The sequence below is a fragment of the Streptomyces sp. ME02-8801-2C genome (genome assembly GCF_033793965.1).
GTDB lineage: Bacteria > Actinomycetota > Actinomycetes > Streptomycetales > Streptomycetaceae > Streptomyces.
On the sequence record NZ_JARAXP010000024.1, the window covers coordinates 82,738 to 96,729 of the forward strand.

The 13,992-nt window shown below is 67.3% G+C and carries 8 protein-coding genes; 4 read left to right on the forward strand and 4 right to left on the reverse strand.

Translation table 11 applies throughout. The annotated features are described in order from the left end of the window. Window positions 1-116: 116 nt before the first annotated feature. Window positions 117-866 (reverse strand): DUF1707 domain-containing protein, encoded by a 750-nt coding sequence (locus tag PV396_RS40890; protein WP_319213411.1) that lies wholly within the window; start codon window positions 864-866, stop codon window positions 117-119. Window positions 867-1,110: 244 nt separating this feature from the next. On the opposite strand from PV396_RS40890, the gene PV396_RS40895 reads away from it, so the two are divergent. The 4 genes from PV396_RS40895 to PV396_RS40910 all read left to right on the forward strand — a co-directional run bounded on the left by PV396_RS40895 (window position 1,111) and on the right by PV396_RS40910 (window position 7,825). Continuing rightward, a complete protein-coding gene (locus PV396_RS40895; protein ID WP_319213412.1) occupies window positions 1,111-2,784 on the forward strand; it encodes a fumarate hydratase in 1,674 nt (557 codons plus the stop codon). A 245-nt stretch (window positions 2,785-3,029) separates the two neighbouring features. Continuing rightward, entirely contained in the window at window positions 3,030-4,424 is a 1,395-nt protein-coding gene (locus PV396_RS40900) for a class II fumarate hydratase (RefSeq protein ID WP_319213413.1), read from the forward strand. A gap of 73 nt (window positions 4,425-4,497) precedes the next feature. Next, window positions 4,498-5,190, forward strand: coding sequence for a DUF402 domain-containing protein (locus PV396_RS40905; RefSeq protein ID WP_319213414.1), 693 nt, complete (start codon window positions 4,498-4,500; stop codon window positions 5,188-5,190). Window positions 5,191-5,746: 556 nt separating this feature from the next. Next, complete coding sequence (locus tag PV396_RS40910; RefSeq protein ID WP_416071567.1) at window positions 5,747-7,825, forward strand: SpoIIE family protein phosphatase; 2,079 nt, start codon at window positions 5,747-5,749, stop codon at window positions 7,823-7,825. Between the two features lie 183 nt (window positions 7,826-8,008). Here PV396_RS40910 and PV396_RS40915 read toward each other — a convergent pair whose 3' ends face one another. The 3 genes from PV396_RS40915 to PV396_RS40925 form a co-directional block, all read right to left on the reverse strand. Continuing rightward, the gene (locus PV396_RS40915; protein ID WP_319213416.1) at window positions 8,009-8,173 is read right to left on the reverse strand and encodes a hypothetical protein; all 165 of its coding nucleotides are present in this window, start codon (window positions 8,171-8,173) and stop codon (window positions 8,009-8,011) included. A 70-nt stretch (window positions 8,174-8,243) separates the two neighbouring features. Then, window positions 8,244-12,656, reverse strand: a complete 4,413-nt coding sequence (locus PV396_RS40920) for a hypothetical protein (RefSeq protein WP_319213417.1) — start codon at window positions 12,654-12,656, stop codon at window positions 8,244-8,246. 720 nt (window positions 12,657-13,376) lie between these two features. Next, window positions 13,377-13,826: a DUF2690 domain-containing protein gene (locus tag PV396_RS40925; protein ID WP_319213418.1), complete on the reverse strand. Its 450-nt coding sequence runs from the start codon at window positions 13,824-13,826 to the stop codon at window positions 13,377-13,379. Between the last annotated feature and the right edge of the window lie 166 nt (window positions 13,827-13,992).

Genomic DNA, 13,992 nt, shown 5'->3' on the forward strand with positions numbered 1-13,992 from the left:
CCCTACCCGCTGTGCGCGCGCCTATGCACTGAGTTCCTGACCGCTGGGCTCCAGGGCATCGCCGATCCGTCGCGACCTGACCGAATCCCTTCGGGTGCGACCGAAATTCACAACCGTCAACGATCGAGGTGCTTGCGCAAACTCCGGTCGACCTTGCGGGAGACCCGGTCGAGGATGTCCTCGACCAGCTTGCCCCGCTTGGGTTTCGCGTCGACGGTTCCGAGTATCGCCAGTCCGTCCACATAGACCACGGGTGCGTCGGGTTCGCCCGAATCCAGTGTGCGTACCTCGAAGGTGCCGAGTACACCGCCGCCGGTGCCGCGCAGCGACACGTTCTCCGGGACGCGGATGTCGACGGTGCCGAACACCGAGATCGCCTTGATCACGACCTGCTGGTACTCGAACACCGCCTCACTGAGGTCGATCTCCACACTGCCGAAGATCGCGTACGCGTGCACCCGGCGACCCGCGCGCCAGCGGCCCCTGCGGACGGCGGAGCTGAAGACCGCCACCACGTTCTCGTCGGGGTCGAGCGGGATCGCGCCCGGGGTGGGGCGGTTGGGCGCGGGAGCATGCCCCCATCCCGCGGCCCCGGACGCGTGCGGACGGTAGGGCGAATAGGACGGATAGGACGCATAGGGCTGCCGACCGGCGGGCAAGTCGCGTACGAAGACCTCCAGTTCACCGACCGTCTTGGCGCTCAGCACCCCCTCGACACGCTCGGCGTGCTCGTCGGGCGTGAGGCGCCCCTCGGCCAGCGCCTCGCGCAGGACGTCGGCGACGCGGTCGCGGTCGGCGTCCGAGGCGCGCAGTTCCGAGGGACGGGGTTCGTCGACACGCGGTTCGGTGTGCTTCTGAAGGTCCACGGAAACAGCGTACCCAAACGCGATAGATCGCGACTAGGGGTGTGGACGGGCGAATGGCGGAGTGGCGGAGTGGCGGAGCCGAATGGGAGGACGGAGCTAGCGGAAGGCCGGGCGACCTCGTTCGAGCCGCCCTCCTCTCAACTGAGTCATACCTAACAAGCTGTTCCCTCCCGCCAGGTCATACGCTGGTGGGCGCCCGCCATGACGGCAGGCCGCTGTCTTCGTCGAGTGAGGAATGGGCGAGATGCCTGAGTTCGCGTACACCGATCTGCTCCCCATGGGAGAGGACACCACCCCGTACCGGCTGGTGACCTCCGAGGGTGTCTCCACCTTCGAGGCCGACGGGCGCACGTTCCTCAAGGTCGAGCCGGAGGCGCTGCGCAAGCTCGCCACCGAGGCCATCCACGACATCCAGCACTATCTGCGCCCGGCCCACCTGGCACAGCTGCGCCGGATCATCGACGACCCCGAGGCGTCCGGCAACGACAAGTTCGTGGCGCTCGACCTGCTGAAGAACGCCAACATCGCGGCGGCGGGCGTGCTTCCGATGTGCCAGGACACCGGCACGGCGATCGTCATGGGCAAGCGCGGGCAGAACGTCCTGACGTCGGGCGCGGACGAGGCGGCCCTGTCCCAGGGCATCTACGACGCCTACCTGAACCTGAACCTGCGTTACTCGCAGATGGCTCCGCTCACCATGTGGGAGGAGAAGAACACCGGGTCCAACCTCCCGGCCCAGATCGAGCTGTACGCCACCGACGGCGGCGCCTACAAGTTCCTCTTCATGGCCAAGGGCGGCGGCTCGGCCAACAAGTCGTTCCTCTACCAGGAGACGAAGGCCGTCCTGAACGAGGCCTCCATGATGAAGTTCCTGGAGGAGAAGATCCGTTCGCTGGGCACGGCCGCCTGTCCGCCGTACCACCTGGCGATCGTGGTGGGCGGCACGAGCGCCGAGTACGCGCTGAAGACCGCCAAGTACGCCTCCGCGCACTACCTCGACGAGATCCCGGCCGAGGGCTCCGAACTCGGGCACGGCTTCCGGGACAAGGAGCTCGAGGAGAAGGTCTTCGAGCTGACCCAGAAGATCGGGATCGGCGCCCAGTTCGGCGGCAAGTACTTCTGCCACGACGTACGGGTGGTACGGCTGCCCCGGCACGGCGCCTCCTGCCCCGTCGCCATCGCCGTGTCCTGCTCCGCCGACCGGCAGGCCGTCGCGAAGATCACGGCGGAGGGCGTCTTCCTGGAGCAGCTGGAGACCGACCCGGCGCGGTTCCTGCCGGAGACGACGGACGAGCACCTGGACGAGTCCGGTGAGAGTGACGTGGTCCGGATCGACCTCAACCAGCCGATGGACGACATCCTCGCCGAGCTGACCAAGTACCCGGTGAAGACGCGGTTGTCGCTGTCCGGACCGCTGGTCGTGGCGCGGGACATCGCGCACGCCAAGATCAAGGAACGTCTTGACGCGGGCGAGGAGATGCCGCAGTACCTGAAGGACCACCCGGTGTACTACGCCGGGCCGGCGAAGACGCCCGAGGGGTACGCGTCCGGTTCGTTCGGCCCGACCACGGCCGGGCGCATGGACTCGTACGTCGAGCAGTTCCAGGCGGCGGGCGGGTCCAAGGTGATGCTGGCGAAGGGGAACCGGTCGGCTCAGGTCACCAACGCGTGTGACACGCACGGGGGGTTCTATCTCGGGTCGATCGGGGGGCCCGCGGCGCGGCTGGCGCAGGACTGCATCAAGAAGGTCGAGGTCGTCGAGTACGAGGAGCTGGGGATGGAGGCGGTGTGGAAGATCGAGGTCGAGGACTTCCCGGCGTTCATCGTCGTTGACGACAAGGGCAACGACTTCTTCAAGGATCCGGCGCCGGCGCCCACATTCACGTCGATTCCGGTGCGGGGGCCTGGGCTGGCGTAGCCCCTGCGGGCGGCGGGCGGATTGATTTCGCCCCCGCCGCCCCTACCCGTCCCATCCCCCAGGGGCTCCGCCCCTTCGACCCCGCCAGGGGGCTGTGCCCCCTGGCCCCCCTTCGGCCTAACGGCCTCGTCCTCAAACTCCCCCAGAGGGGGGACCCCCAGACGGGCTGAAAGACATACGCCGGACGGGCTGAACATGGGAATACGTTTCTCCGGACCCACGCTGTCACCCCCGGAGGTACGACCATGACTACGCCCGAGCAGTACCGCACCGAACACGACTCCATGGGCGAGATCCGCGTCCCTGTTCACGCCAAATGGCGGGCCCAGACTCAGCGGGCCGTTGGGAACTTTCCTGTTTCCGGGCAGCGGATCGAGCGGGCCCATATCGAGGCGCTCGCCCGGATCAAGGGGGCCGCCGCCAAGGTCAACGCCGAGCTCGGGGTGGTCGACAAGGACATCGCCGGTGCCATTCAGGAGGCCGCCGACGAGGTTGCCGGCGGGCAGTGGGACGAGCACTTTCCGGTTGACGTGTTCCAGACCGGGTCCGGTACCTCGTCCAACATGAACGCCAACGAGGTCATCGCGACGCTGGCGAGTGAGCGGCTCGGCAGGGACGTACACCCCAATGATCATGTGAACGCCTCGCAGTCGTCCAACGACGTGTTTCCGTCGTCCATTCACATCGCCGCCACCGCCGCCGTCACCCGTGACCTGATCCCCGCCCTCGATCACCTGGCCGACGCGCTCACCCGTAAGTCGGAGGAGTTCGCCGACGTCGTGAAGTCGGGGCGTACGCATCTCATGGACGCCACGCCCGTGACGCTCGGGCAGGAGTTCGGGGGGTACGCCGCGCAGGTGCGGTACGGCGTGGAGCGGCTGCGGGCCTCGCTGCCCCGGCTTGCCGAACTGCCGCTGGGCGGTACCGCCGTCGGGACCGGGATCAACACGCCTCCCGGGTTCTCCGCCGCCGTGATCGAGGAGGTCGGCCGGGTCACCGGGCTGCCTCTCACCGAGGCCCGTGATCATTTCGAGGCCCAGGGGGCGCGGGACGGGATCGTCGAGGTCAGTGGGCAGTTGCGGACTGTCGCCGTCTCGCTCACCAAGATCTCCAACGATCTGCGGTGGATGGCCTCCGGGCCGCGCACCGGGCTCGCCGAGATCAGCCTGCCCGATCTTCAGCCGGGGTCGTCCATCATGCCCGGCAAGGTCAACCCCGTGATCCCGGAGGCCGTGTTGATGGTCTCCGCACAGGTCATCGGCAACGACCTCACCGTCACCACCGCCGGTGCCGCCGGGAACTTCGAGCTCAATGTCATGCTGCCGGTGATCGCCAAGAACGTGCTGGAGTCCGTGCGGCTGCTCGCCAACGTCTCGCGGCTGCTCGCCGATCGGACCGTGGACGGGATCGTCGCCCATCGCGAGCGCGCGCGTGAGTACGCCGAGTCCTCGCCCTCCGTCGTCACTCCGCTCAACAAGTACATCGGGTACGAGGAGGCCGCCAAGGTCGCCAAGAAGGCGCTCGCCGAGCAGAAGACGATCCGCCAAGTCGTCCTGGAATGTGGGTACGTGGAGCGGGGTGACCTCACCGTCGAGCAGCTGGACAGCGCGCTTGATGTCCTGCGGATGACGCGCCCGTAACGTCATCCGGCCACTGGCGTGAACCGTGACACGCACCGCACCGTCGTATGCCGGGGGCACCTAATATCTCTCCATGACAGACGACGGAGCGTTGAGACGAGTGGAAGCGGGCGGATCAGCGGCGTACTGGTCCCCCGGGAGTCAGATCCTGTGGCGGTACCGGGAGAACTCCGGGGACCGCTTCCACATCGTGCGTCCCGTCACCGTCGTACGGGACGACGCCGAGTTGCTCGCGGTGTGGATGGCTCCGGGCACCGAGTGCGTCAAGCCCGTACTGGCGGACGGCACGCCCGTGCACGTGGAGCCGCTGGAGTCGCGGTACACCAAGCCCCGGACCGTGCAGCGCGACCGCTGGTTCGGTACCGGGGTGCTCAAGCTGGCGCGGCCGGGTGAGCCCTGGTCGGTGTGGCTCTTCTGGGAGCCGGGCTGGCAGTTCAAGAACTGGTACGTGAACCTGGAGGAGCCGCTTGCCCGTTGGGCCGGCGGTGTCGACTCCGAGGACCACTTCCTGGACATCACCGTGAATCCCGACCGGACTTGGGAGTGGCGCGACGAGGACGAGTTCGCGCAGGCCCAGCAGGCCGGGCTGATGGACCCGCAACTCGCCGAGCGGGTAAGGAAAGCGGGGCGTTCGGCGGTCGCGGTCATCGACGCCTGGGGGGCTCCGTTCTCAGATGGCTGGCAGCACTGGCGCCCGGATCCGTCCTGGGCTGTACCGTCACTGCCGGAGGACTGGGACCGTACGCCCGCGCACATGTCGTCATGAGACCCTTGATGCGCCCCCGGTGCGCAACCGTAGGATCGTCCTCCGCAAGGGCGCACAACCGTAACTCCCGGAACATGCGCTGAGCCTGACCATACGTCACCGAGGGGCGGCAGGACGTGAGCGAGGGGTACGAGGGCAACACCGGGCCGGGCCGACCAGGGCTCGCCGGTGCGTCAGGAACAACCTCTGACCACGCCGGTTTTCCGTTCCTGGGGCACGTATTCCGGGTATCGGGAAGTCGGCGGGACCAACTGCGTGCACAACGCGCAGCCCCGGACGGATGGATTCGACACGCGTGACGGAGCAACCCACCTCGCACGAGCACCGTCGGCCGGACAACGGCCGGCCGGACATCCCCGCAGACACCCGCGGGGCGCTTCTGCGTTCCCCGGAGGCGGCGGCCCTGCCTCTGCCGAAGCAGACAACAGGGCAGGCAGGGACGGCCGGTGGACTGGAGGCCGCCGCCTGCCCTGTGACAGGCTCGGAGAGCCCCGAGACCGTCGGCGGCGCCACCAGGGCCGCGCACGACGCGGGAACAGAGGCGGGAACAGGCGCGATGGCATCCAGCTCGGGTACTGGAACCGGTACCGGTACGTCCGGCTCCACCGGCCCCGACTCCGCCGGTCCGCCGGCCACCCCGGGCCCCGAGCACTCGCAGCCCGACCAGCCGTCCTCGACCGAGCCCGACGCGCACCGACCGCGTCCGGCGCCGGACGGCATCCCGGTCCAGCCGGACGGTGAGACGGCCCGCTCGGGCGCGGAGAACCACGCGGCCGAGAACCACGCCGCGGACCTCCACGCGGGCGTGAGCGGCTCCGCCGACGCGCACGTGCCCCTGGACGGCGCCGAACCGGCCGCGGACGCTCTCACGGGCAAGGAGCGGCGTTCCGGGCAGGGCAGCCCGGCCGGTGCTCCCCTGCCGATGCGGCGGGACGGCGACCGGCTGCGGTTCGTCGGGGCCGCGACCCGGCGGATCGCCCGGGGCATCGACCTCGACGAGATCGTGATGGGGCTGTGCCGGGCCACCGTGCCAACGTTTTCCGACACGATCCTCGTCTATCTGCGCGACCCGCTGCCCGTGGGCGACGAGCGGCCCACCGGCCCGCTGGTGCTGCGGCTGCGCCGCACCGACCGGCTGCCGCAGGAGCGGGACACCGAGAGCGGTTTCCTGGCCACGTCCGCCGTTCCGCAGCCGCCGCCCGAACCGTCCCCGGTGAGCGCGGAACTGTGCGAGGTGCGTCCCGGCGGCGCGCTCGCCGAGGTGCTGCGCGGCGTCCGGCCGGTCTTCGCGGACGCGCCCGCCGCCCGCGCCGCCCTGCCGGAACTGCTCGGCGAGAGCCACGACTTGGAAGTACCGGACGGACAGCGCGCGATCCTCGCCCCGCTGCGCGGCCGGCGGCGGGTCATCGGGGCCGCGCTGTTCCTGCGCCGGCCGGAGCGCATCCCATTCGAGACGGACGATCTGCTGGTCGCCGCCCAGCTCGCCACCCACAGCGCCCTCGGCATCGACAAGGCGATGCTGTACGGCCGCGAGGCCTACATCGCCGACGAGTTGCAGCGCACGATGCTGCCGGAGACCCTGCCGCGCCCGACGGGTGTGCGGCTCGCCTCGCGCTATCTCCCGGCCGCCGAGACCGCCCGCGTCGGCGGTGACTGGTACGACGCCATCCCGCTGCCCGGCAGCCGGGTCGCGCTCGTCGTCGGCGACGTCATGGGGCACTCCATGACCAGCGCGGCCATCATGGGCCAGCTGCGGACGACCGCGCAGACCCTCGCCGGGCTCGACCTGCCCCCGCAGGAGGTCCTGCACCACCTCGACGAACAGGCCCAGCGCCTCGGCACGGACCGCATGGCGACCTGCCTGTACGCGGTGTACGACCCGGTGTCGCACCGGATCACCATCGCCAACGCCGGCCATCCGCCGCCCGTCCTGCTGCACCTGGGCGGCCGGGCCGAGGTCCTGAAGGTGCCCTCCGGCGCGCCCATCGGCGTCGGCGGTGTCGACTTCGAGGCCGTGGAGCTGGACGCGCCCGCCGGCGCCACCCTCTTCCTCTACACGGACGGGCTCGTGGAGTCCCGGCTGCGGGACGTCTGGACCGGCATAGAGCAGCTGCGCGAGAAGCTCGCCGCGACCGCCCAGCTGACCGGGCCGGACCATCCGCCGCCCCTCGAAGCGCTGTGCGACGAGGTCCTCGACATGCTCGGCCCGGGCGACCGGGACGACGACATCGCGCTGCTCGCCGCCCGCTTCGACGGCATCGCGCCGAGCGACGTCGCGTACTGGTACCTGGACCCGGAGGACGCGGCGCCCGGCCGGGCCCGCAGGCTCGCCCGGCGCGCCCTGTCCCGCTGGGGTCTCGAGGACCTGACGGACTCGGTGGAGCTGCTGGTCAGCGAGGTCGTGACCAACGCGGTGCGCTACGCGTCGAAGCCGATCACACTGCGGCTGCTGCGGACCGACGTACTGCGCTGCGAGGTCGGCGACGACGTGCCGCAGCTGCCGAGGCTGCGGCAGGCGCGGGCCACGGACGAGGGCGGGCGCGGGCTGTATCTCGTCAACCGGCTGGCCCGACGCTGGGGTGCGACCCGGCTGAGCACGGGGAAGGTGGTCTGGTTCGAACTGAACCGGACGTGACCGTCTCAGGCCGCGGCATCCGGCCAAGACTCGTCGGAGTCGTGCGCGTCAATCCGATCTTGGTCGGATTGGCGGCTGTTAGCGGGCAGCCCTACGGAGGTAGGGGAGCGGACGGATCGCCATCGCCGTGCCGGAGAGGTAGTTCAGATCCGCTGTTTCCTTATGCGCCCGGTCGGGTCGACCTCAAGGGATGATGGCGGCAATTACGACGCCGAGGGGCAGGAACACGCTGGCCGCGGCCAGCAGCCAGCCCACCTTCCATGAGGTCTTGGTGCCGGCCATGAAGCACAGAACCGTCATGAAAAAGAGGTAGACGGCCAGCGGCACGATGAGAATGCCCGCACCCATGATTAGCTCCTCGCATCAGAATGCCCGGGGCCGCCGAGAGGGCGGTCCCGGGCACGTTCGGTCCTACACCCTATGGGGTGATGTTATCCAGGAACTTGGTGACCCCCTCGTCACAGTGCAAGACATCGGCCGGACGCGCGCCAGGTCCAGAACCGACCACCGGGACAGGAGCTTTGATCCCCCACGGGTTACCGCCGCTGCCGCGACCGGTCGCGTTGCAAATTCCGTAGGCGTTCCCGCCAATGCTGTTTACGAAAGGGATATTTGAGAAGTTCGTCCAGTCACCCAGCTTGATCCGCTGGTTCGACGGGCGACCGAGGTTGTCGGTCATCTGATCGTCGATGTAGAGATACAGGTCGGGCATGTAGCTCTGCCAGACGATACCGTTCGACGGAACCGCGTCGCCGTTCTCCACTGTGTGCGTCGGCTTGACACTACCGTCCGCACAGAACGCGGCCGCGATATCCTGCCAGATCGGAGGTGCGTTGCCGATGGTACTGCCGAAGATGTTGTTGTCCCCACTGTTCTTGAAGAACATCGAGTAGATGTCACCGGCGAAGTTCTGGATCATGATGTTGGTCTCGGGATGCGCCTTGACCGCGTCAACCCATGCTTTGACGTTGTCGTTGATGTACTTGTGAGCGACCATCGCCCGGTACCCGTGGACGCCTCCACCCACGGCACGGAAGTCCACGCAGGTGCTGTCCGAGTTCAGGCGGGCTCCCCGGAAGTGCGGGAAGTACACCTGCCCCGGAGTGTCACCCTCCGTGTAGGGATGCACGTCCTGATCGCGACCCCACTCGAGGGCGTCCTGGGTCGTGTAGTCGATGTACGGCTTCGAGATCCCGTAGTCCCGCTCAATCGCGTCCATTATGTCGGTCACGAAGTGTGGGAGGTGGGCATTGCCAATTTTGACGGCATACTCCGCCGACTCGCTCCCGGTGATGATCTTCCCAGTCGACTTGTCCTTTGTGAAGGACAAGTCGACATCACTCTTGATCTTGTAGCTGTTGGCGTCTTGCAGAGCAATGCTGGCTGGCTTCAGCGGGTCAGGCCGCTGGTTGGCCATCGCCATCCAGACGGGAATGGACATGGAGGGCGCCGAGCCGTCCGCGCGTGGCGTGTAGCCGCCCGCCTTGATGTCCTCGTACCACTTGTTGGCGGCGTCATAGGTGTTCTGCCCACTGCACTCGCCGACCGGGACGACGGTGGGGCAGCGAGCGGCACTGGTGATGCCGTACGCGTCAGCCCCAGGGTTGTCCCACCGCGGCCCTTGATACGCCAGACCCACACCCCAGTCATACAGGGTCTTCATGGTGCGCAGCGGCGTGTAGAACTCCTCCGGTATGTTCCCATTTAGGTTCTGGTTCCGGTCGAAGATCGCCGCCGCCGTCAGGCGCCGCTCGACGTAGTCGCCATCGATCGGCTGCACGGCGATCGCATCGTAGGCGATGTCCTTGTCTCCGGTGCCATCGGGCGTGATGGTCGAAAGTGTCACCTTGGGCTTGCCGTCGAACATGAACGCGCCGATCGCGACCCACCTGTTGGTGCTGCCGTTCTGGTTCAGGACCCGGCTCTTGACGCCTCTGGCGGTGGTGATCTGATATTTGGCGTACTTCGCCTGCGCGCCGTGGTCGGGCAGGTGCACCCAGATCTTCGCGGGCCCCTTGACGTCCTTGTTCAGCGTCCACGAACCCGTTGCCTTGAGCCGCTCGCCCTTGGCGCCGGGGGCACGCGTGTGGCCGAAGTAGAAGTGGCCGCCGAAGCCGGCGCCGAGCTGGTGCAGGTCGACCTTGGACGGCCAGGTGGTGATGATGGCGCTTCCGTCGTAGTTCAGGCCTGCCTCGCCGGCACCGAAGTCGAGGGTGAAGCTGCCCTCGTTCGACCAGTCGCTGTTGGGGCAGCCCGGCCGGACTGATGCGACCCCCTGCGGCAGATCGTCGATGATCATAGAGCCAGCAGGGAGGCCAGAGCGCGAACAGTTCGGCGGGTAGGCGGTGCCATCCGGCTGTTCGGCGTCGTAGTCCGGGGAGGTGAAGCGGAAGAACTCGTTGCCGCACTCATAGCTGCAGTCTGTCTTCCACCGCACCGACTGGTTCCACCAGCAGTGGAAGTCGGCGCGGGTACATGGGCCCGAGCCGGCGTCGTTGCTGGCACCGTCACCGATCTTCGATGGCTCGCACCAGTTGTACGGGCCGCAGAAGAGGTCCTCCGGCGGCTTCACGCGTGCGCGGTTGTACTTGGCCGAGCCCTTGATCGTGGCGTCCTCGCTGGTGCCGTTCCACCAGGCGGCGCGGAAGGCGGCCACCATCGTGCCCGGCGACTCCAGGAACGCCGGCGGGTGCGCGCCGAAACCGAGCACCTTCTCCGGGTAGGGCCAGTTCTGCGGGCGGGCGGCGGCGGAGGCGTCCTCGTTGCCGAGCCGGTCCTCCATGAACGGCGTACGGCCTGCGTCCCACTCGGGGTTGGCCGGGTTGTTGGCCCAGCCCACGCCCCACGGTTCGTTGCCGTTGACGTTCTCGTAGAAGCCGCTGTTGTAGGACCACAGCGCGAAGAACCAGTTCTCCAGCCGGTTCGGATTGCCGTCATGGACCATGAGCCCCGCCTTGCGGGTCATGTTCCACTTGTCGACCAGGATCTGCAGGCCGGCGGCGACGTTGGCCGTGTAGTCCAGGGCCACGGCGCGCTGTTTCTGGTAGTCCCAGGCGGCACCGCCCTTTCCGTTCTCCCTCCCGGCCATGCGCATGTGATCGGTGACCTGGGTGATGCCGTAGCCGCAGTCAGCCTCGGACCAGTCGATGTCCCAGTCGTTGTCGCTGTTGCCGTCGTAGTAGTCGATGCCGTAGTAGTTGCCGATCAGCGGGCTGCCCGTCACACCAGGCACCGCAGAGCGGGCCGCCTGCCACATGTTCGACTCCTGCGCGGTGATGCCGAGCATCACCTGCGCCGGCACACGGCCACCGCCCTCGAGCTTCGGGTTCGAGAACAGGGTCTGCGGCGCGTAGGCAGGCATCCCCAGGTTCTTCCAGTTCGCCGCCCGGGTGGCACCGATGTTCAGATTCCCGGTGATCGCCTTGTTCACCGCCCACTCGACCTGGCGCGGCTTGGGCTGCATGGCCTGGTTGCGCGGGTCGTTGCGCGGTACGGAGCAGGTGCGCTCCGACTCCACGATCTCGGTACGCGTGCCGCTTACCACAGCCGCAGCGCTCACGGCGTTCGCGCTGACGGAGTTGGCGCGTATCCCGCCGTCGGCGCTCGTTTTGGCCGCACTCTTGGTCGTCTTCTTGCCCGTGGTGGCCAGCAGCGGCGACGGGGTGCGGGACGTCTCCCAGCCGGAGGAGACCTTGTCGAGCGGCTTCACGGTGAAGTCGGCCTTCTCACCGCTGTCGCGGACCGTGGCGGTGATGTTGACCGGACGCGCGTCGAGGGCCGAGTCCTGATGCAGATACTTTGGCGAGCCCTTGCCGTCCGCCCACACCGTGTGCTGGACGATCGCCTCGCCCTTGGTGGACAGCGTGGCGTCCTTGCCCGCACCGGCCAGCCGCGTGACCGTCCTCGGCAGACTCTTCGCCGCCTTCACATCGCCGGTCAGGTACACCTGGCCGGCCCGCCGGATCAGGCCGGTATCGGCCAGCGGTCCCGAGCCCAGCCCGGTCAGCCTATTGTCCGCCCAGCGGCGCACCAGGGCGGTCTCGCCCTGTTTGAGGCTGTCACGCTGCACGCGCTCCAGGAAAACGTAACCGCCATCGCTGTCCTTGCTGATGCGGTAGGGCACAGTGCCCGTCGTCGCAAGCTTCTTCTTCTCGCCCTTGCCGTCGATCTCAACAAGCGTCCGCCCGACGGCACCCGCGATCTTCCCGCCGCCGGCCGGGACCGAGGAGGTGACCTGACCGCTGACGGCGACGGCGTCGCTCACCCTGCCCGTCCCGGCGTCGACGCGGATCAGCCGCGTCTGCGCCTTGTCCTCACCAGGCGACTGCGTCAGCACCGCCTCCTCGCCCGTGCCGCAACCCGGGTTGTAGTACGACAGCGACGCGTTGACATCCAGCTTCGTCACCGCGCCTGTGACCAAATCCACCACGGCGGTGAACCCGCCCCGAGCCATCAACCGCGGGTCGTTGGTGAAGGTGCGCGGCGCATAGACGACGACGGCGCGCTCGCCGGAGCCGGTGACGCACGCGTTACCGATCCACTGGTCGGCGTCGAAGCCGGGCTCGGCCAACGAGGCAAGGGTCTTCCACGCGTAACCACTCCTCTCCGTCGCGGTCAGCAAATGGAAGCCCTGCGCATCACCGGTAGTGGTCCAGGCCACGTCCGCCGACTTTTTGTAGTCCTGCCCCAGTATGTCGACACGGTCATCAGCCGGGACCGAGTCAGGCGTGGGATTGGCCGACGACGACGCGGCCGGGGAAGCGGGCTCGTCCGCCCATGCAGTCACCTGCAGCAGTCCCGTCAACATCCCGCCGGCCGCGACTAAGGACATCGGAGCCCTCAGCCGCTGGTACCTGCGGTACCGATATCTATTGTCTCCGTCCGTTCTCAACCATTCTTCCTTTCAGTGGTGTGCGTGCCTCGACGCCACGGATGAATTAATTGGTGGCAGGCAAAGAGAGTCTTCGAGGCTCGCGGGTGTGCAGCGACGACGGCTTAACGGTTAGGAACCGTCGGTGGTGGGCTTGCCATGCGGGCGCCCTGGGCTGCAGAAGGCAAGTCTGAGTAGGAAACGCAGCGCGAACACAGACGAGTGGGAACTATTCGCACAGGGGCTTCGTCGACGCCATGGGTGGATACGCCCAGTTCGGGCAGGTCGAAGGCCGCGACGCAACATCCGACGCCGACTGGCTGACGCACATGCCCGCTACGTAGCCATCAATCTGTGCTCCACCCTCGGCACCGCGATACCATCTCGCCGACCATGCCCACCTGCCCAGACTCCTCGTACTGGCCGAGACCATCGAGCAGCAGTAGTGGAAAGGCATAGAGATTTACCTGGCCACCGGGATCACCAACGCCGCCTCCGAAAGCGCAACAGGTTCATCAAGCTGGAGGGGCCGTAACGCCTTCGGCCTTCGCCACCTAGCGAAACAACCCCTCCACTCACGCTGCGCGAATTCACGCCAGAGCCGACGATCCTCCCGCTACATTCGGAGAACCGGGAGGATCCCATGCACTGGAAAGTGGCCCCTACTGGGCAACGTGACGCCTACCACTTGGTGCTGCACTGCAACGGATACAGATCATCGTCGAAGCGGACACAGACGCGATAGTAGTAGGTCGATCCACCAAGCATATTCGACCAGTCGGAACCACCGTAGCCAGGCGTGGTAACCGAAAGAGATTTGATGAATTTACCTGCGCCGTCATATTTCTCGATCGTCGCGTACGAAGTGTAGACGGACGGGTCGGCATTATTCTTGATCCGCACCCAGGCCGCAATACAGTCGTGCGACCAGCGGAGTTCCGCGACCCGACTATTACTATTGAGCGTCCTCATCGTACTGGCATTGGCATCGCAGTTGTAGGTGGCTGGCCCTTTGTTGTCACAACCAGCCCCACTGCAGCTCGCAGCATACGAGGTGCCCGCAAGTGGAATCATGGTCAAAGCCATCGCGGCAGCCGAAACCAGCGCCGCCCTCGCCGAATTTTTGCGCATGACGCAACCCCCTCGTTCGGAATTTCGAATCAACCAGCAAGGTGACGTCCCATAACCTAAACGCTAGCCTCGGGCTTTCATGAGGTGAGCTGTCCGAGGCTTGATCAGAAACGCGAGAAGTGCTCCTGACCTGGAACGATAGGACTTGTCGAGGGTCCAGATCGTG